Raw genomic sequence first — 18,746 nt, forward strand, 5'->3', positions numbered from 1 at the left:
TCATGGCGTCCCAGGTTAGCGCCAATCACCGGCGCGAACCTGGGGCACCCAGCACCCGCAGCACCAATCACAATCTCCTGATGCAACTACACAAGCCTCCGGTCTTCGGAGGCTTTCTTTTTGGGAAACGAAAGAGGGGATTCATCCGTCCAACCAGTCATGAGGACAATTCAATTCCTTCCATTTTTCCTTCTTGCTGTTCTCATTCCAGCATCTGCACAGGAACGTGCGATCGATCACGCGCAGGCCACACGCTATTTTCACGAAATCGAGAGCATCTCCGCCCTTGAGCATGGCGCACTGTGGGGCAAGCGACTTTATGGCCCCATCCTGTTTGTAGAGCCTGGCACTCATGAGATTGTTGCCAATCAACCGGATGCGGAAGGCAAATTGAAAGCCGATGGCAACATCTGGCGCGGCATTCTGCCGAAGGAAACACCCGTTGCGAATACCGCGGTGGACTGGAGCGGCGTGAAGTGGACGATGGTAATTTGGCCGCTGCCAAAAGCACGGCAGGCACGGGCGCAATTACTCGCGCATGAGTGCTTCCATCGCCTGCAAAGCGAGCTGAAGCTGCCACAGGCCGACTCCGTCTCTCCCCACTTGGACACGGCGGAAGGACGCGCCTGGATGCGCTTGGAGTGGCGCGCGTTGCTGCGTGCGCTGGAAACGGAGGGAAGCGAGCGGAGGAGTGCGGTCGCCGATGCAATGCTCTTTCGCGGGCAGCGCTTGCGCGCCGCTGGCGCAGGAAGCGACGCTGCAGCCCGCGCCGAGAACGCACTGCTGATGAACGAAGGATTGGCAGAATATACGGGGATTCGTGCCGCGTCGGTCAGCCGCGGAGAAGCAATGGTGTTGGCCGCTTTCAACGTGAAGCGGTTTGACAACCAGCCCTCCGGCTATGCGCGCAGTTTCGCCTACGCTTCAGGACCGCTCTACGGCCTGCTTCTGGATGATGCGCGCCCAAAGTGGCGGACACACCTGCAAAGCAACACGGACCTGGCCGCATTGCTCTCCGCCGCATATGGAACACGTTTGATCCGCTTGCGTGATGCAACAGCGAGAGACGTCGCCAAGAGCACCTACGACGGTGACGATGTATTTCTTGAAGAGCAAAAGCAGGCGGAACGCATGGCCGAACGCATCGCGGAGGCACGGCGGAACTTTCTGGACACACCGGTTCTGGTGCTGCCGCTCAAGTCGCCACAATACTCCTTCAATCCTGGGGATATGTTCACGCTCGACGAGAAGCGCCTCGTCTATGGCAGCCTGAAACTGAGCGACCAATGGGGAACCCTGACCGTGAACAAGGGGGCGTTGCTGGACTGGGGAACCATGACGTTGCGCGTTGCGCGCGCAGCCACATATGGAGAAGGTGAAATCCAAGGTCCCGGCTGGACTCTCCAACTCAAACCTGGATGGCAGGTACTACACGAATCCGACAAGGACACTGTTCATAAGACCGAGTAGAAGGAATGGAGTTCGGCGTCACTGTGCAACAGCCTCCCCCACGGAGGCTTTCTTTTTGATGCGAAGCAAGCCGGGAGCCGTTATGCTGGGGCGCATGAAATACGTGTTGCTGCCGCGCGGCGTGAACGTTACCGGCAAACACAAACTGCCGATGAAGGACCTCGCACGCCTCTGCGAAGAGCTTGGCGGGCAAAACGTGCGCACCTACATCCAGAGCGGCAACGCGGTCTTTGAGTCTTCCGCCGCGACGGCACAGACAATGCCCTCGCGATTGGCTGACGCAATCGAGAACCGATTCGGCTTTCGCCCCGCTGTGCTGTTGCGCTCGCGAAGCCAGATGCAGCGCGTGGTCGAGGAAAATCCGTTTCTGGCGCGCGGCATTGAGACGAAGTGGCTGCACGTCGCGTTTCTTGAAAGCTCATTGCCGTCAGCGGCGGCGCAGACACTGGCCGCGCTGGACCACGCGCCAGATGAGTATTTGGTCACGGGGCGCGAGATATATCTTTACCTGCCGAACGGCGTGGCGGAAAGCAAGCTGGGCCGCTTGCGCTATGACGCCAAGTTCGGCGTGGTGAGCACCGCGCGCAACTGGACGACCGTGCGAACGCTGCTGGAGATGATGTAATACGCGAGTGCGTGAATCAGATTGAACCGCGCCGGATTGTGCGGCGTAGAACGTCTATGAACCTGCTCAGGAGACTGCTGGCGGTGACCATGCTCACGGTGGTTGGAATCTATTGCCTGCTGATGTTGGTGGCGCTGTTCTCGGACCACATGATCTTTCAGCCTCACCGCGCGAGTTACCGACTCGCGGATTTTCAGCAGCGGGGCATTCAGACTTTCCGCATCGACGCCGAGGGCACAAAGATCGCGGCCATCTACCTGCCCAATCCGGCTGCGCGCTACACGCTGCTCTACAGCCACGGCAACGGCGAGGACATTGGCGACGACCTGGAGATGCTGGAGCAGTATCGCAACGCGGGCTTTGCCGTTTTTGCCTACGACTACGAAGGCTATGGCGAAAGCAATGGCCACCCGAGCGAGGCAGGGCTTTACCGTGACGTGGAGAGCGCTTACCACTTCCTAACCACGACGCTCGGCGTGCCCGCCGACCGCGTGATCTCGCACGGACACTCGCTGGGCGCGGCAGCCGCCATACACCTGGCTTCGGTGCGCCCGGTCGCGGGCCTCATCGCCGATGCACCCTTTGTTTCGGCCTTCCGTGTCGTCACGCAGGTGCCGATTCTTCCGTGGGACAAATTCAACAACGGCCGCGCCATCCGCAGCGTGCGCTGCCCGGTGCTGGTGGTTCACGGACGCCGCGACGGCATCATTCCCTTCTGGCACGGCCAGCGCATCTACGCGCTTGCAAACGAACCGAAGCAGCACCTATGGATTGAGCGCTGCGGACACAACGACGCCATGCTGGTAGCTCCGGCGCTCTACATCTCGACCATGCGGCAGTTCGTGCAAACCTTCGCAACGGCGCACGCCAGGAATGACGCGCCGCTTCCGGTTGCCGCCGCCGAAGCCGAGGCAGACTGAAACACAAAGGGCGCAGCCGAAGCCGCGCCCTTCTTAAAGGAATTGTCTCCGCTGCCTAGTCGAGGCGGACGAGGTAGATGCCGCCCTCATCGACCGACATGTGTTCGGAGGCTTCAATGGCGCGGTGCTTGTCGTCCTCAAGCACGCGCAGGCGCACCCAGTAGCCGGTAGGTCCGGCGAACTCGAGCACCTTGGCCGTCTTGTAGCGGCGCGTGAGTTTGTCCTTCAGCTTGAGCGCGTCGCCTTCCCTCTTGAAGGCTCCGACCTGCACGCACCAGCGTCCGCCGGTGTCGATGGGCAGGGGCGCTTCCAGCACGTCCACGCGAACCTGCGCCGTACCGGGGCGCCAGACGTCGACGGCCTTGGCCGCGGCCATCGAAAGGTCGATGATGCGGTCATCGACGAACGGCCCGCGATCGGTGATGCGCACCACCACTTCACTCTTGGTCTTCAGGTTCACCACGCGCACGGTGGAGTTCATCGGTAGCGTGCGGTGCGCGGCAGTCAGTGCGTACTGGTCAAAGACTTCGCCATTGGCGCCTCGCCGGTTGTGGTACGGCGGGCCATACCAGCTCGCAAAACCCGTCTGGCTCCAAATGGCCTTGGCGTGCGGATCAACCTTGTGCTCCGGCGTAATGGGCCGGGCATCGCTCGTCTGTGGCCTGCTGCTGGAACTGGTGGAAGGAATGGAGGGCGCGGGCGGCACCTTGGCCGTCTGCTTCTTGTGTCCGCAGCCGCTTGCCAGCGCCATGGCCAGCAGCGAGCAGGCAACAAACAGCGCGGGCCGCAGGCAGCGCGCAGCGCGGGCGTTGGCCGCTTTGGTTGGGGTCCCTTGGAGCATCCGTAAGAATCGCAAATCTCGCCGAGCACTTTGATTATGCGAACTGCGGCCGAGCGGGTCAATCAGGTGGTACCCGCATGGTTTACACTGTCGGGGAATACTCAGCGAGGCACACCATGTCCGACTGCCTTTTCTGCAAGATCATCGCGGGGCAAATCCCGTCGCGCAAAGTCTACGAGGACGACCGCGTCTACGCCTTTGAGGACATCGATCCCAAAGCGCCCACGCACGTGCTCATCATTCCCAAGCAGCACTTGGCGGGACTGAAGGAAGCCACCGCCGACGATGCCGAACTGATCGGCTACATGCAGCTGACGGCCGCCAAGATCGGCCGCGAGCGCGGCATCGAGGACGGTTACCGCACGGTGATCAACGTGGGCCCGCGATCAGGCCAGAGCGTCTTCCACATCCACCTGCACCTGCTCGGCGGACGCGACATGACCTGGCCTCCAGGCTAGTCTGCAATCTTCATCAGGAAGGCAAAAAGCCGCCGGAGTTCCGGCGGCTTTTTATTTCTCGTCAGCGCTGCGAACTACTCTTCTTCGCTCACGCTCTCGGTGGCGTGGCGGCGCAGCAACTGCGGCAGGTTCTGCGAGAATGCCGAGCGCGGTACCACCATGTCGCAGCCGGCTTCCTGCGCCTTCATCTTCAGGTCACCCTGCAGGTGGCTGAGGAAGCCGATGATGCTGGTCTGCTTCTTGAGCTTTGCTTTGAGCTTGGGAATGATGGTCAGCGGCTTGGCGCTCACGTTGTTCAGGTCAAAGATGATGAGCGCCGGCTTCTCCTCGCTGTTGACGATGCCGTCGAGCACATCCTTGTCATTCTTGACGAAGTTGACCTTGATGTTGAGCTTGCGCGCCGTCTCCTGAATTTTGGCCAGGAAGAACAGGTCGTCCACGAAGGCGTAGATGGGGCGCGTGCTGACCGCCTCGGCCGGCACGGCCTCCATGTCGGGGGACTGGAAGCGTCCGGTGCCACGGCCGTTGCCAGCCTGCTGACGGTAGCTGTGATCCATGGGGGCGCTGTAGATTTCCGCGTCCGGCGTCTTCTGATTCACCGCGGGGCGATGCGGGCGCTTGCCCTGCGTCTGCTGGCGCTTGCGGCGCTGTTGTCCCTGCCGCTGCTGCTGGCCGTTGTGCTGTTGCTGACCCTGTTGCTGGCCCTGAGCGCCCGGCGCACGGCGTCCATGACGCCGCCTGCGGCCCTTGCCTCCGGCGTTGCCGGTGGAGGGCTGGTTCGGTCCACTGTTCATAGGTTTTGTGTTCTCGTAATCAATCGGTGCGAATTCCGCGCACGCTGCGCGACGCCTGACGTCGGCGCGACTCTTCGGATTTCCAGCAACGCTGAGACCGGCTGAACCAAGCAGTTACCGCCGGATTCGATCTCCGGCTGCTTCCAAGTCAATCCCTTGCGCGTTGTTGATTTAGCCTTGTTTGCCCCGCTTGCAAGCCCGACGGCCACGTGCGTGGCCCTGAAGTTCCCCAATACTGCCAGCCGATGGGAGGCAAGCGAACGTTATTGCTGAACGAATCTCCGCGGCACAGCTGCTGTGCCCGCTCATTAGGATGCTTCCGCGCGGCACCACGGTGCGGAGGATTTCCCGCTCCGCCGGCTTCCGCGCACAGTTTCCCGGCCGACAGCTTGAGCCAAATTCCACACCAAGGGTCTTCAATCTGTCGCAGCCAGTTTCGGTTTGACCATTCGCAGGGGATGGAATGGTGGGCGCTATAGGATTCGAACCTATGACTTCCACCGTGTGAAGATGGCACTCTACCGCTGAGTTAAGCGCCCAAAACCGACTCCTTCATTCTGCCTAACCAGCGGCTCCATTGTCAACGCAAGGGAAACACTTTCCAGTGGAAAGCCGACGATTAAATTCCAGCGCCGCAACCGGGAAATCCTCCTGACTGCCGCCCTCTGGAGCCTCGGCGCAGAATGCGACAGGCCGGAGTCGCCTCCGGCCTGCTGTCTACCTTGTGTCTGCTCTTGCTCAGTCGTTGTTCGCTGCCGTGGGCCGCTGGAACGGCGCCTGCAGATAGCGCCGCGCCTCGTCGAGCGCACCCTGCGTGTTGTCGTTTGTCTGCAGCGCCATGCGGTATTCGTTCAACGCGCGCTCGCGCTGGCCGGTCACATCAAAGATCTTGCCAAGCTGTATGTGGCTCCAGACCTCGGTCCAGCGCGGCTCTCCGTCGCCGTTGAGCGAATCGCGGTAGGAGTTGGCCGCCGCCTGGTAGTTGCGCTGCTGGTAGAAGACCTCCGCAATGCGGTAGTGCGCCAGCGAACTGTTCTTGTTCGAGTCGAGCGCCTTCTGGAACTCGCGCAGGGCCTCCGACAGGCTTCCCTGCTGCACCAGTTGCTGTCCGCGCATGATGGCCGTGCGCAGCCGCAGCTCGCCGGAGTTCTTCAGCACCCAGTTGTTCGGGTCGATGCTGATCTTGCGCGGCTTGCCGAAGGTCTCAATCTGGTAAGGCGAATCGGTGCCGGCCACATCGATGGTCTTCAATTCGCTCTTGCCGTCGGTGTCGATCTTCAACTGCACCGGCATGCGGAACAGGTCGAGGTCCTGCTGGATGTGTCCAACGATGCGGAAACCTTTGGCGGTGCGGAAGACCGTGTACTTGTTCTTGAACTCCGGCGCGCCGGTCGAATCCAGCCACTGCGAGAAGAACCAGGTCATGGACTCGCCCTGCGCGGCCTCGGCCGTCTTCTGCAGGTCGCTCATGCCTGCGGCGCGTCCGTGAAACTGCTTGAAGAACTCGCGCCACATCTGGTCATACTTCATGTCGCCCAGCGACCAGCGCAGCATGTGCATCACGATGCCGCCCTTGTCGGTCACCAGCGACTGGAAGACCGGGTCGAACAGGTCGAGCGAGCCGGCCTGCGACATCGGCACGCTCTCATAGGCGAGCGCGCCCACCGACATGTCCTTCACTGCCTCTTCCAGCCCGGCGCGGCCGGAGGCAAACTCAATGTAGCGGGCCTCACTGTAACGCGCGCCGCCATCCTGAATCCACCAGCTGTTGCGCGAGGTCGGGCTGACGTTCACGCCGAACCACTGGTGTGCCAAGGTGTTCGCCAGCAGCCGGTAATTCTGCTTGTTGGCAATGGCACGGCCAGCCAGTGCGGCAATCTCCGGAGCCCATGCCGAGGGAACGGTGTCCTCCGGAAGCTGCACCACGTTGACCCGCGATGACAGCGTGGGACCATAGATGGTGGTGAAGTAGCTGAACTCCTTGACCGCCGTATCGGCCAGATCCTGCGCCCAGCCCTCGCGGTCGGGCAGCGTGTAGACGTGCACCGTCAGGCCGCCCTCGCTCACCTTCGTGTCCGTGTACTTACCCACAAAGATGCTGCCGGGGAAACTCGGCATCGTCCACTTGAAGTTGTAGGTATAGGTGCCCGGCCCGCCCATCGGCGCCAGCTCCTTCTCGGAGGTGGCAACAGGCTTAGCTGCCTTCTTCGCCGGAGCAGCGCGATGCTTCAGCCTTGGCGCGCCTTCCTTTTCCGCTTGCGCTTCGGAGACCGCTGGGGTCAGCGCGGCGCTGCCCAACATGCCGCCCGCGCCCGGCTTCTCATAGCCGCTGCCGATGGCGACATAGCCCTGCGGCACGGTGAGATGAATCTCGGCGGTGAAGCGGTCGATACCGTAATTATTCAGCGGGAACCAGCGCCCCGCGTAGAGCAGGTAGCCCGCCGGGTCGCCGATGTAGGCCAGCTTCAACCCCGGCACAGGCGAGTCGTCAACGCTCTGCAGCGAGCCTTCATAGCTGATGTCGAGCGTCATCTCCTGGCCCTTGCTCAGCCCCTGCGGCAGCGGAATGCGTATGGTGCCGTCCTGCGGCACGCGGTCAACCGTCAGCGGCTTGCCGTCCACGGTGGCGACGCGCGTGGGGCGCAGCGCGTTGTGCAGCTCAAAGGTGGCGATGCTGATGTCGTCGAGCGCGGTGAACTTGACGCGGGCACGCGCCACCAGTTTGTGCGTCAGCGGCACCACCTGCGCGTCAATCACGTAGTCGGTCACACGGATGCGCGGCCGCTCGGCCGCCTGCACCGCCGTGGCGAACATCGCCAGCATGGCAACGGCAAACGCCGTCCAACGTGTCAGCTTCAAAGCCATACGCCTGCAATCTTCAAAATGCATTGGGACCTTGCTCCTGCCACTCCCTGCAAAAGCGGCGCCTGCGTGGCGCCCGCCGAACCCTACCGCAAACCTGCCGGATGTGGAAACAGAAAGAAACCTTGCGCTTCACCCTTGCGCAGCCACCTCAAGCACCGCGCGCGCCGCCCGCGCAGAAGGCAACTCCTCGCCGGTTCCGCGCAGCTTGTTGCGAACCTCTTGCAGCCCGCTCAGCATCTTTTCCCGGGCTTCGCCTTCGGCGATCAGCGGCCGCAACTCATGCGCCACATTCTCCGCCGTAAAGCCCTGCTGAATCAACTCCGGAACCACCTGCCGCCCGGCAATCAGGTTCACCATGCCGTAGAACGGCAGCTTCACCAGGTGCCGCCCCAGACTGTAGGTCAGCCCGCTCAGCCGGTAGACCATCACAAATGGCACACCCGCCACCGCAGTCTCCACCGTGGCCGTGCCGCTGGCGACCACCGCCGCTCGCGAATGCTTCAACGCCGCGCGCGCGTCGTGCACCATCCGCACCCGCAGCCCCCGCCGCTGGAGCCATCCCGGGCCGCCCAGCAGCAGCCCCAGTTCGGTGTTCAGCAGCGTGGAGGCCACCGGCAGCAAAAACTCATACGCGCCTTCGCGGTTCATCAGAGCCGCCGCCTCCAGCATGGTCTCCAGGTGGCGCTCAATCTCTCCGCGACGGCTGCCCGGCATCAAGGTCAGCCAGGTTTTGGATGCATCCAGTCCGTAGCGCGCGGCAAACTCCTCGCGCGTGCCCGGCGGAGGTTGCAAACGCCCCAGAGGATGCCCGACAAATTCGGCGTCCACCCCGTGCCCGGCGTAAAACTCGCGCTCAAACGGAAATATGACCAGCATCTTGCGGACGTAACGCTCCACCAGCTTCACCCGGCCACGCCGCCACGCCCACATCTGCGGACTAACGTAATAGACGACCGGCACGCCGATTCGGTAGAGCTCCTTGGCCAGCTTCAGGTTCCACTCAGGAAAATCGATGAGCACGGCGACGTCGGGCTTGCGCCGCTCCAGCTCGGCCACCAGTTGATGGAAGCGCCGGTAAAGCCCCGGCAGGTGGCGCACGACCTCGAACAGGCCGACGTGGGCGACCTCCTGCGCATCAATCAGCAGCTCGCAGCCGACGCTGCGCATCATTTCGCCGCCCATGCCGAACAGCTCAACCGGGCGCGGCGAGAGGGCGCGCAACTGGTGCGCCAGCTCGGCCCCGTACATCTCGCCCGAGGCCTCGCCCGCCGAAATCATCACCCGCAGCGGCTTTTCGTCCACGCTTTGCATGCGCTCAGGATATCAGGCGCGGCCTGTTGCGCTTCGCGCGCGGTCAGGCGGCGAACTCGTCCGGCGATTCGCGATATGGTTGCGGATCAACGCCCTGCGGCACCCGGTCACTGACCTCGGCCAGTGCCGCCAGCTTCTGCGCCAACGCCGCGTTCAGCGCTCCCGGCTCCAGACGCCAGCCCCAATTCCCGCCCGGAAGGCTCGGAGTGTTCATGCGTCCCTCGCTGTCGAGTCCCAGCACATCCTGCGCGGGGATGACCGCCAGATTCGCCACGGAGTTCACCGCTGCGCGGATCATTGCCCAGTGGATGCCCTCGTTGGGCTCGCCAAAATAGCTGAGCACCGCTTGGCGCTCATAGCCCGTGCAGGTGCTCCACCAGCCCACGGTCGTGTCATTGTCATGCGTGCCGGTGTAGACCACGGTGTTGGGCTCGTAGCGGTGCGGCAAATAGATGTGCGCGCCCGGATCGCCAAAGGCAAATTGCAGTACGCGCATTCCGGGCACCGCCAGCCGCTCGCGCAGCGCGGAAACATCCGGCGTGATGACGCCGAGGTCCTCGGCAATGAATGGCAGCTCGCCAAGCGTGCTGCGCAGCACGTGGAAGAGATCGTCCTTCGGCCCATCCACCCAGCGTCCGCGCACAGCCGTGGGTTCACTGGCGGGAATCTCCCAGTACTGCTGGAAGCCGCGGAAGTGGTCGAGCCGCAGAATGTCGCAGGTGGTCAGCGCCCAGCGCACGCGGCGAATCCACCAATCGTAGCCGTGGTCGCGCAGGGTGTCCCAGCGGTAGAGCGGGTTTCCCCAGCGCTGGCCGGTCTCGCTGAAGGCGTCCGGCGGCACCCCGGCCACGGCCACCGGCTCGCGCTCGGCGTCGAGATAGAAGAGGTCGGGATGCGTCCATACATCGGCGGAGTCATAGCTGACAAAGATGGCCACATCGCCGATGATGCGCACGCCCTTGCGGCGGCAGTGCTCGTGCACGGCGCGCCACTGCTCAAAGAAGGCAAATTGCAGGAAGCGCCCGACGGCCAGCTCCACCGCAAATTCGCGGCGCGCGGCTGCCAGCGCCTCCGGCTCACGATGCGCCAACGCCTTTGGCCACTGATTCCAGCTCTGCCCGTTGTAGCGGCGGCGCAGCGCGTCGAAGAGCACAAAATCTTCCAGCCACCAGGAATTTTCTGCGCAAAAGCGGTCGAAACGATCGCGATGCTCACCCCAGGCATTATCGAGGAACGAACGCGCGGCCTCCTCGAGCAGCGGCATCTTGGCCGCCGCCACAGCCTCAAAGTCCACACGCCCTGCCGGGTTCGGCAGCGCCGCGACCTTCTCCTTGGAGATCATGCCGTGCGCGGCCAGCCGCTCCAGGCTCACCATCAGCACGTTGCCTGCAAACGCCGAAGTGGACGAATAGGGCGAGTTGCCGATGCCGGCCGGAGCCAGCGGAAGAATCTGCCACAGGCCCTGCTTGGCGTCTGCCAGAAAGTCTATGAATTCGTGTGCGGCGGGACCGAGGTCTCCAATGCCGCCCGGCGAGGGCAGCGAGGTGGGATGCAGCAGGATTCCGGTGCGGCGTTCATTCAGCATGCGGCCTGGGGTTCCTTCCACAGCTTGGGTGACTGCAACGGTACCTTCCAGACTAGCATGGCGACCGCGCCGCGTGCGGCCTCCATCGGCTTGAGCAAAGCGGAATCACTCGCGACCCAGGCGAGGCCTTCCCGCGCAAAATGCAGGGCTACCGCATCACCAGCCCGCAGGCCAGCAACAGCGGCAGCCACGCCACTAGGGCCAGCGCCACGCTGGTGCGCAGACGCAACGGAACCGTGTGGCCTTCCGTGCGACTGGCCCGCAGGCTGCGCGTAATGTCTTCGGTTGCCACGCAGGCCGAAAGCAGAAACAGCGAGCCAGAAGAAAAACAGAGCAGATGATCGAACGAGAGCATGGCCAGTCCCCTTGGAGTGCCTGCGTAAATTGCGTTACTTGCGGTCTGCAGCGTTGCTGGCAACGGCTTTCGGCACAAAGAACAGACGGGTGATTCCGCCGAAGATCAACTCTTCCATCAGTACCGCGACGGAAAACGAGAGAATCAATCCTGCGGTCAGCGTCAGTGCAATCAGTGTGGCGTTCATGGTGTTTTCCTTCCCTGCTTCCTTCGCCGGCTGGCAACGGTGGCATTCTTCGTTGACTTCCAGACTCGCGTGGGGCGCGCTCATCGCGCGCTTACTGCTGTCCGCCGGAATTCGCAGTTGGTGTTGCCGAGGCCATCAGCGTTCCGGCGGCAGCGGCGCCAAACAGCCGCGACGTGCGTTCATCACGCTCGGCCACGATGAGCACCTCGTCACCGGGCCGCACGATTTCAAACAGCTCTTCCACGTCGGCCTTGGCCATGCGCACGCAACCGTGCGAAGCCGCCTTGCCGATGGAGCGCGGAACATTGGTGCCGTGGATGCCGAAGCCTCGCTCGCTGAGGCCGATCCAGCGCGTGCCCAGCGGATTCGCCGCACCCGTCGGAACAACTTTGCCGGGGTGGTAGTAGGTCGGGTTGGTGACGCGCGTAACCACCTTGAACGCGCCCACCGGACTCGGCGTTGAAGGCTTGCCCACCGCTACCGGGTAGACCTTCTTCACCACGCCGTTTTCGAGCACCGCCAGCTTGCGGTCCGGAATGGAGACGATCACCTGGCGCACCACGGTCGACACGGGAGAAGCCTCAATAGGCGCCGCGACGTGTGCCGCCAGCTCCTGCTGCGCACTTGCCTGCGCCACATACAGCGCCAACACTCCCACCACAGCCTTCACCTTTGCTTCCATCCTGCGGACTGCTTCAGCCTGCGTCATCGCTCTGCCTCCCGGTTCGTTTCCTGCTGCACACAGAGAGAGTGCAGGGCGGCAGCCAAATGGCGTCGCATTGATAACAAAGGTGTTAGCTTTCGGCGTGCGCGGCAGCAACGTGTCATGGCTGACACGCTGTGTTCGGAGAGAGACGTTCTCGAGCGACACAAACGTGAATACTCCACCTCAGTGCCATTCGATTTCGCTTGACGCCATTACAAATTGCGATATTGTTATTGCAATTTGCGATGAGACAGGCAACCACCCGCTCCCGCAAATCGGCCCGTCGCTCAAACCAACCCCCTTGGCGCGGCCGCAAGTCTTACGCAGAAACTGAGAGGAACGGACCCGAATGACGCTGGGAGAGAAACTGCGCTACCTGCGCGTGATGGAAGGCACGCTGCGCGGGCTGGGGCGCGAGATGACGCAACAGGAGATGACGCGGGCGCTGAAGTCCGAGATGGGCCAGAGCCTGAGTCAGAGCTACCTGTCGCAAATTGAGAGTGGCGCGCGTCCGCACCTGACCAACTCCTCCCGCCTGCTGCTGGCACGCTTCTTCAAGGTGCATCCGGGCTATTTGGTGGACGACCCGGAGGGCTACCACACGGAGCTGGTCAGCGACCTGCGCGCGCAGGAGGATTCGCTGGATCTGTGGCTGGTGAGCGGCGCCGAGCGCTACCGGCGCGATCCGCAGTTGCGCCACGCGCTGCTGACCCTGGCCAAGCATGACGATTCGCGCGGCTGTCTGATGCTGCTGGCTTCGATTCTTGAGACGCCGAAGCTGGCCGAACGGTTGATGGAGGTGCTGCGTCCGGAGCAGATGCCGGAGGCGGTGGAGAAAGACAATGACGGTCTCTGATCTTTATTTGACGTGCTTTGTAGTGGGCTTTCTGCTGAGCGCGTTGAGCGTGCTGATGGGCGGCTTCAATCTGCATTTGCCGTTTCACCTGCACTTCCCCGGACACGTGCATGTGCCGCACGTCCATGTTCCGCATCCGCACGTGCCGCACGCGCACATCCATGTTCCGCACGGAGCGCATGTGCCGGCGGCGGATGCCGAGGGCATTGGCATGGGGCCGGCGCCGGTGGGGATGCCGATGATCAATCTGTTTACGATCGCAGCGTTTCTCGCCTGGTTCGGTGGCTCGGGCTTCCTGCTCACGCGCTATTCGCACGTGGTGGCCGTGCTCTCGCTGCTACTGGCAATTGGCGCGGGCATGGCGGGCGCGGCGCTCATCTTCGGGTTGGTGAACAAGGTGATGGTCGCCAACGAGCATCCGCTGACCGACGAGGAGTTCGAGATGGTGGGCGTGCTGGGCAGGGTCTCCAACGGCATCCGCGAGGGCGGCACCGGAGAGCTGATTTACTCGCAGGCAGGCACGCGGCGGGTGTGTGGCGCACGCAGTGACACGGGCAGCGCCATCCATAAGGGGACGGAAGTTGTTGTGACACGTTACGAGAAGGGTCTGGCCTATGTCCGCACCTGGGACGAGCTGGAAGGCAGCGATGGCCTGGCAGACAGGGAACATCTGTAGAGCAAATTAGCAGCAGCCTGCCTTTTACAAAGGCGGGAGAGAGAGAGAAAGACGATGATGCGCAATTTTGCGATTTCGATGGTGATGTTGATGACGATGGTATTGGCCGTGTCGGCACAGCAGGCCACGCCTGCCGAAGCCAAGGCAAAGGCGGAAGCCGAGGCCGCGAGTTGGTTGAAAGCGGTTGATGCCGGTGATTACGGCCAGAGCTGGGAGCAGACTTCGCCCGCGCAGTTTCAGGCGAAGGTGACCAAGGCGCAATGGCAGCAGATGCTGACGCAGGTTCGCACGCCGCTCGGCGCGGCGAATGCGCGGACGCAGAAGGCTGCCGAGTACAAGACGGAGCTGCCCGGAGCGCCCGATGGCGAATACGTGATCGTGGCCTTTGAGACCACGTTCGCCGCCAAATCGCACGCGATGGAAACCGTGGTGCTCACGCGTGACGCCGATGGGCGGTTCCGCGTGGCGGGCTACTTCATCAAGTGAGTTTCGCAGTTTGAATTCCCTGCCGCGGAACTTACGCGGCGTGGCAACAACGCAGTAACAGCAAGCCGGGGCCCGGGGAGACGCCAGCCATACGAAAGGCGGCGAAGCTCCTGAGTAACGGGTGGGCACAGTGAGGCGGCGGACATTCCGCGCCTCCGGGAGAGGAAGAGATGTCGGAACTTGTTTCGACACCGTTTGTGGTTGGCGGACTGATTGTCCTTGTCATTTTCTTTATCGGCGCTGCGGTCGTGGGCTTGTACCGCAAGGTTGCGCCGAACGAGGCGCTGGTGGTCTACGGCATGCGCGGCATCAAGGTCATCACCGGCGGAGGCACGCTGGTGGTTCCTGTGATTGAGCAGGCGCGCGAACTCTCGCTCGAACTGATGTCGTTCGACGTGGCGCCGCAGCAGGACCTCTACACCAAGCAGGGTGTGGCCGTGACCGTGGAGGCCGTGGCGCAGATCAAGGTCAAGAGCGACCGCGAAAGCATCCTGACTGCGAGCGAGCAGTTCCTGACCAAGACTCCGCCACAGCGCGAAGGATTGATCCGGCTGGTGATGGAAGGCCACCTGCGCGGCATCATCGGCCAGTTGACGGTTGAGGAGATTGTGAAGCAGCCGGAGATGGTGGGTGACCGCATGCGCTCCACCTGCGCCGACGACATGAGCAAGATGGGCCTGGAAGTGATCTCGTTCACCATCAAGGAAGTTCGCGACCAGAACGAGTACATCAGCAACATGGGCCGGCCGGACATCGCGCGCATCAAGCGTGACGCCGACGTGGCCACCGCCGAAGCCGAACGCGATACGGCCATGAAGCGCGCTGTGGCGCAGCGGGAAGCCGCCGTGGCCAAGGCACAGGCCGACCAGGAGCGCGTGGCGGCGGAAACCGCCTCGCAGGCCAAGCAGGCTGAAGCGCAGCGAGACCTCGAGGTCAAGAAGGCCGAGTACGCCGAGCTGATCAAGAAACAGCAGGCGCAGGCGGACAAGGCTTACGAGATCCAGACCAACGTGATGCAGCAGCAGGTGGTGGTGGAGGCCGTGAAGGTGCAGCAGGCCGAGAAGGAGCAGCAGGTGAAGGTGCAGGAAGCTGAAATTCTGCGCCGCGAGAAGGAGTTGATCGCCACCGTGCTCAAAGAGGCCGAGATCGAGCGTCAGCGCATTGAGACTCTGGCGGCCGCTGAAAAGCAGCGCCAGATTGCCGAAGCCGAAGGCCGCGCCTCCAGCATTCGCCAGCAGGGTGAAGCCGAGGCGGAGATCATCTTTAAGAAGGGTGAGGCCGAGGCAAAGGCGATGAATGTGAAGGCCGAGGCTTACCAGGAGTACAACCAGGCCGCAGTGGTCGACAAGCTGATCACCGGTCTGCCGGAGGTTGTGCGCGCCCTCAGCAGCCCGCTGGAGAAGGTGGACAAGATCACCATCGTCTCCACCGGCGACGGCCGTGCGGCTGGTCTGAACAAGATCACCGGCGACATCACGCAGATTGCCGCGCAGGTGCCCGCGCTGTTCGAGACCCTGAGCGGCATGAAGATGGACGAGTTGCTCGGCCACGTTCGCCAGATTGGCGACAAGGCGGCCAAGCCTTCGCCCAAGGATGGCGACGCCAAGTAACACACACTTCCCCGCAACTGCGTTGCAAACCTGCAGCGCGGTTGCGGGCCGCCAGCTCAGGCGCTGAAGTTATGCGAGGCCCCGTGCGGGCTTGAAGCGCACGGGATTGAGCCACCGCCGGAAGAGGCCCGCAAGAGGCCTCTCCGGCCGGCGGCAGGCAACACCCGAAGAGAGAAACGAGAACCATGAACACGAAGAGCAGTTACGCAGCCATGACCGCCGCCGTCAGTGCGGTGGGAGCGGCCCTGAACGCAAGCAGCGCGCACGGCGGGCTGCTGCTCTCCCTGATGCTGCTGGTGACCTGCGGCGTCTCGCTCGGCGTGCTGCTGGACAGCCTGCGCCGCCGGGCACGGTAGCCCGAGTTCGCAGAGGGTGTACCCAGAGGGCGGTTACGCACCGGGTACTCCAACTTCGAATTCGCGCAAGAAAAGGAGCAAGGCAATGGCACTGTTGGAACGAGTCGCAACGCTGATCCGGGCGAACCTGAACGACCTGATCGACAAGTCCGAGAACCCGGAAAAGATGGTGAAGCAGGTGCTGCTCGACATGCAGAACCAGTTCATGCAGGTGAAGACGCAGGTGGCCATCGCCATTGCGGACCTGCACCTGCTGGAGAAAAAGCGGGTCGAGAACGAAGCCAAGCACGCCGAATGGCTCCACATGGCCGAGCTGGCCGTGGAGAAAAGCCAGGACGATCTGGCACGCACGGCGCTGGACCGCGCCATGAGCTATGAACAGATGCAGAAGAACTTTGTGGAACAGCTCGAAGACCAGAAGACGCAGGTGGAATTGCTGAAGGGCGCCCTGCGCGACCTGGAGAAGAAAATTGCCGAGGCCCGCGCCAAGAGCGACATGCTGGTGACGCAGCACCGACGCTCGAAGGCCGTGGAACGTGCCGCCGACGCGCGGCTGAACACCACGGGCAGCGATCCGCAGTCGGCCTTTGACCGCCTGCAGCACGAGGTGCAGAGGCAGGCCGCCATCGGCGAGGCCAAGGCAGAACTGGCTGGCGAGGATGTTGACCGCCGCTTTGCCGCCCTTGAGCGCGAGGACAAGATCGAGAAGCTATTGGGCGAGATCAAGGCGCGCAAGCAGCTCACCACCGGTCAATAGGCCCGCACAAACAAAGCGCGGGACGATGCCGTTCGCACCGTCCCGCGCTGTTCTTTTCTCGTCAGCCTCAGACTAGCCGCAGGCTTCCTTCTGGAGCACCTCGGCGAAGTTTGCGTCAATGGCGGCGATGGCGTTTTTCAGCCGCAGTTCGCCAAGACCGCGAACAGTCGTCCACGGCAGGCCGCGCTCGTTCAGCACCTGGCGGAAGCGCTTGTTCATCCACTCGCGCACGTGTTCGCCGTCGCGCTGGCCGTCCTGCGTAAACGGAATATCGGTCTCGGTCAGCAGGTAGAGATCGTACTGGCGGTCGCGCGCAAAGGCCCACACTTCCTCCGACTGGAAGTTCATGTAGCGTTCGTGCCAGATGCTGGTGGCCAGCGGGTCGGTATCGCAGATGAGGAGGCGGTTGGCCTCCAGCGCGGCGGAATCCTCCATCACAATCTGCTGTTCGCAGATGGTGATGAAGTCCTGCGTGGTCCACTCAATGGCCGCCATATCTCCGACCTCGGCGACTTTATCCTTGGTGTAATCACGGCCATACTCGGGCACCCACAGTGTGTGGTAGTGCTCGGCGAGCTGCTGTGCGAGCGTGGTCTTGCCGGTGGATTCGGCGCCGACAAGGCAGATGCGCTTGATGTCCTGGATCATGCGGTGGCCGTCTCAGCGAGCGAGTCTTCTTCCTTTTCCTTCATGGAGCGCTGCCACACGCGGTAACCCGCGGCGCACATCACAATGAACACGGCGTAAAGAATCGCCGTCGGATAAAGGTGCTTGTAGCAGTAAAGGCCGATGTAGAGCACGTCGACAAAGATCCATACCAGCCAGTTCTCCAGCATCTTGCGGCTCATCATGAACTGGGCAGTCAGGCTGAGCGCGGTGGTCACGGCATCGCCCAGCGGCACATTGCTGTCGGTGAAGCGATGCAGCACAAAATACAGGACAGCCGCAGAGGTCAGCGTTACGGGAACGAGCACGGCCTTCACCTGCGTGCTGGCGTTGGTCACCACCAGGCTCGTGTGGTTCTTGCCGGCATAGAGCCATGCCCACCAGCCATAGGCCGAAACGGAGAGATAGAAAATCTGCAGGCCGGCGTCCGCATAGAGCTTGGAGTGCCAGAACACGATGAGGAACAGGATGTTGTTGGCGATTCCAATCGGCCAGTTCCAGATGTTCTGACGCGCGCCCAGGTAGACGCAGGCCGCGCCAGTCAGAACACCCATGACCTCTAACCAGTTCAAGTGCATGCTTCCATGTTAGCGTGCCGGGGCCGTATTGCGAAACGTCTGTCTCCGGGGTCCGTCCGCACGCATGCTCCTACAAAAAAAGAAGGCCAGCGTCGGGCTGGCCTGAATCAGGAGGTCGTTCTTGAACTTCTCTTAGCGTTTGTTACGAAACTTGACTTTGAGTCGACCGCGGCCGGACAGGTTCTTCACATGCCGGGGCCGCTCAAAGGGCGCGGGTTAGCGCCGAAACCTTTTGCGCCGCAGCCGGAGCGGCATCTTGCCGCGTACCCGGCTCGCACAGCTCATGCTCTGTACAGGCGCCGAAACCTTTTAGGAACCGCTCTTCACGCCCAGCAGCTCGCTCATCTCGTCATAGAGGAATCCCTTGCCGGGTCGGTATGGCTGCACCCACTTGCCATCGACGACGAACTGCGGAATTGCACGCTTGCCCGTGTTGCGAACCACTTCGTCGGCCGCGCCGGGTGTCGTCTCGATATTCACTTCCGTGTAGGGGATGCCGTGCTTCTCGAGGAACCGCTTTGCCTCGCGACAATCTCCACACCAGGGTGCGCTGTATACCGTTAGTTCCATACACATATATGGATGTGGCACACGTGCAAACGGTGCAGGAAAAATGCAGTGTTTGATGCAGATTTCCGGTTGCG

At 62.5% G+C, this 18,746-nt stretch carries 21 protein-coding genes and 1 tRNA gene; 10 read left to right on the forward strand and 12 right to left on the reverse strand.

From position 1 onward, the window contains the following. Positions 1-159: 159 nt before the first annotated feature. The 3 genes from AC6IZO_RS08680 to AC6IZO_RS08690 all read left to right on the forward strand — a co-directional run bounded on the left by AC6IZO_RS08680 (position 160) and on the right by AC6IZO_RS08690 (position 3,015). Positions 160-1,470 carry a hypothetical protein gene (locus tag AC6IZO_RS08680; RefSeq protein WP_497804389.1) on the forward strand — a complete coding sequence of 437 codons (1,311 nt, stop codon included), beginning with the start codon at positions 160-162 and terminating at the stop codon, positions 1,468-1,470. An 82-nt stretch (positions 1,471-1,552) separates the two neighbouring features. Beyond that, positions 1,553-2,095: a DUF1697 domain-containing protein gene (locus AC6IZO_RS08685; RefSeq protein ID WP_497804390.1), complete on the forward strand. Its 543-nt coding sequence runs from the start codon at positions 1,553-1,555 to the stop codon at positions 2,093-2,095. A 56-nt stretch (positions 2,096-2,151) separates the two neighbouring features. Beyond that, positions 2,152-3,015, forward strand: a complete 864-nt coding sequence (locus tag AC6IZO_RS08690) for an alpha/beta hydrolase (RefSeq protein ID WP_497804391.1) — start codon at positions 2,152-2,154, stop codon at positions 3,013-3,015. A 55-nt stretch (positions 3,016-3,070) separates the two neighbouring features. On the opposite strand, the gene AC6IZO_RS08695 is transcribed toward AC6IZO_RS08690, so the two are convergent. Continuing rightward, positions 3,071-3,856, reverse strand: coding sequence for a septal ring lytic transglycosylase RlpA family protein (locus tag AC6IZO_RS08695; protein WP_497804392.1), 786 nt, complete (start codon positions 3,854-3,856; stop codon positions 3,071-3,073). 116 nt (positions 3,857-3,972) lie between these two features. On the opposite strand from AC6IZO_RS08695, the gene AC6IZO_RS08700 reads away from it, so the two are divergent. After that, positions 3,973-4,314 carry a histidine triad nucleotide-binding protein gene (locus AC6IZO_RS08700; RefSeq protein ID WP_497804393.1) on the forward strand — a complete coding sequence of 114 codons (342 nt, stop codon included), beginning with the start codon at positions 3,973-3,975 and terminating at the stop codon, positions 4,312-4,314. Positions 4,315-4,388: 74 nt separating this feature from the next. Here AC6IZO_RS08700 and AC6IZO_RS08705 read toward each other — a convergent pair whose 3' ends face one another. The 8 genes from AC6IZO_RS08705 to AC6IZO_RS08740 form a co-directional block, all read right to left on the reverse strand. Next, positions 4,389-5,108, reverse strand: coding sequence for a hypothetical protein (locus AC6IZO_RS08705; RefSeq protein WP_497804394.1), 720 nt, complete (start codon positions 5,106-5,108; stop codon positions 4,389-4,391). Positions 5,109-5,572: 464 nt separating this feature from the next. Then, a tRNA-Val gene (locus AC6IZO_RS08710) sits at positions 5,573-5,647 on the reverse strand. A gap of 199 nt (positions 5,648-5,846) precedes the next feature. After that, positions 5,847-7,973, reverse strand: a complete 2,127-nt coding sequence (locus AC6IZO_RS08715) for a M1 family aminopeptidase (RefSeq protein WP_497804396.1) — start codon at positions 7,971-7,973, stop codon at positions 5,847-5,849. A gap of 129 nt (positions 7,974-8,102) precedes the next feature. Then, the gene (gene lpxB / locus AC6IZO_RS08720) at positions 8,103-9,284 is read right to left on the reverse strand and encodes a lipid-A-disaccharide synthase (RefSeq protein ID WP_497804397.1); all 1,182 of its coding nucleotides are present in this window, start codon (positions 9,282-9,284) and stop codon (positions 8,103-8,105) included. A gap of 43 nt (positions 9,285-9,327) precedes the next feature. Next, the gene (malQ, locus tag AC6IZO_RS08725) at positions 9,328-10,869 is read right to left on the reverse strand and encodes a 4-alpha-glucanotransferase (RefSeq protein WP_497804398.1); all 1,542 of its coding nucleotides are present in this window, start codon (positions 10,867-10,869) and stop codon (positions 9,328-9,330) included. Between the two features lie 148 nt (positions 10,870-11,017). Further along, positions 11,018-11,224, reverse strand: coding sequence for a hypothetical protein (locus AC6IZO_RS08730; RefSeq protein WP_497804399.1), 207 nt, complete (start codon positions 11,222-11,224; stop codon positions 11,018-11,020). Between the two features lie 34 nt (positions 11,225-11,258). Further along, the gene (locus tag AC6IZO_RS08735; RefSeq protein ID WP_497804400.1) at positions 11,259-11,411 is read right to left on the reverse strand and encodes a hypothetical protein; all 153 of its coding nucleotides are present in this window, start codon (positions 11,409-11,411) and stop codon (positions 11,259-11,261) included. A gap of 91 nt (positions 11,412-11,502) precedes the next feature. After that, the gene (locus AC6IZO_RS08740) at positions 11,503-12,120 is read right to left on the reverse strand and encodes a L,D-transpeptidase (protein ID WP_497804401.1); all 618 of its coding nucleotides are present in this window, start codon (positions 12,118-12,120) and stop codon (positions 11,503-11,505) included. 346 nt (positions 12,121-12,466) lie between these two features. Here AC6IZO_RS08740 and AC6IZO_RS08745 point away from each other — a divergent pair, with 346 nt between their 5' ends. The 6 genes from AC6IZO_RS08745 to AC6IZO_RS08770 all read left to right on the forward strand — a co-directional run bounded on the left by AC6IZO_RS08745 (position 12,467) and on the right by AC6IZO_RS08770 (position 16,858). Continuing rightward, positions 12,467-12,973: a helix-turn-helix domain-containing protein gene (locus AC6IZO_RS08745; protein ID WP_497804402.1), complete on the forward strand. Its 507-nt coding sequence runs from the start codon at positions 12,467-12,469 to the stop codon at positions 12,971-12,973. After that, positions 12,960-13,649: an NfeD family membrane protein gene (locus tag AC6IZO_RS08750; protein WP_497804403.1), complete on the forward strand. Its 690-nt coding sequence runs from the start codon at positions 12,960-12,962 to the stop codon at positions 13,647-13,649. The genes AC6IZO_RS08745 and AC6IZO_RS08750 overlap by 14 nt, the downstream gene beginning before the upstream one ends. A 54-nt stretch (positions 13,650-13,703) precedes the next feature. After that, positions 13,704-14,135 carry a DUF4019 domain-containing protein gene (locus AC6IZO_RS08755; RefSeq protein WP_497804404.1) on the forward strand — a complete coding sequence of 144 codons (432 nt, stop codon included), beginning with the start codon at positions 13,704-13,706 and terminating at the stop codon, positions 14,133-14,135. A 170-nt stretch (positions 14,136-14,305) separates the two neighbouring features. Further along, complete coding sequence (locus AC6IZO_RS08760) at positions 14,306-15,745, forward strand: flotillin family protein (protein WP_497804405.1); 1,440 nt, start codon at positions 14,306-14,308, stop codon at positions 15,743-15,745. A 185-nt stretch (positions 15,746-15,930) separates the two neighbouring features. After that, positions 15,931-16,101: a hypothetical protein gene (locus tag AC6IZO_RS08765; protein ID WP_497804406.1), complete on the forward strand. Its 171-nt coding sequence runs from the start codon at positions 15,931-15,933 to the stop codon at positions 16,099-16,101. A gap of 85 nt (positions 16,102-16,186) precedes the next feature. Next, positions 16,187-16,858, forward strand: a complete 672-nt coding sequence (locus AC6IZO_RS08770; protein WP_497804407.1) for a PspA/IM30 family protein — start codon at positions 16,187-16,189, stop codon at positions 16,856-16,858. A 72-nt stretch (positions 16,859-16,930) separates the two neighbouring features. Here the strand turns inward: AC6IZO_RS08770 and AC6IZO_RS08775 are convergent, their stop codons facing one another. From AC6IZO_RS08775 to AC6IZO_RS08785, 3 genes are all read right to left on the reverse strand, one after another. Beyond that, positions 16,931-17,506 carry an AAA family ATPase gene (locus AC6IZO_RS08775; protein WP_497804408.1) on the reverse strand — a complete coding sequence of 192 codons (576 nt, stop codon included), beginning with the start codon at positions 17,504-17,506 and terminating at the stop codon, positions 16,931-16,933. Then, the gene (pnuC, locus tag AC6IZO_RS08780; RefSeq protein WP_497804409.1) at positions 17,503-18,096 is read right to left on the reverse strand and encodes a nicotinamide riboside transporter PnuC; all 594 of its coding nucleotides are present in this window, start codon (positions 18,094-18,096) and stop codon (positions 17,503-17,505) included. Before pnuC ends, AC6IZO_RS08775 begins: the two co-directional genes overlap by 4 nt. Positions 18,097-18,411: 315 nt before the next feature. Beyond that, positions 18,412-18,672 (reverse strand): glutaredoxin family protein, encoded by a 261-nt coding sequence (locus AC6IZO_RS08785; protein ID WP_497804410.1) that lies wholly within the window; start codon positions 18,670-18,672, stop codon positions 18,412-18,414. Between the last annotated feature and the right edge of the window lie 74 nt (positions 18,673-18,746).

It is taken from the genome of Oryzophilus luti, from assembly GCF_059726245.1.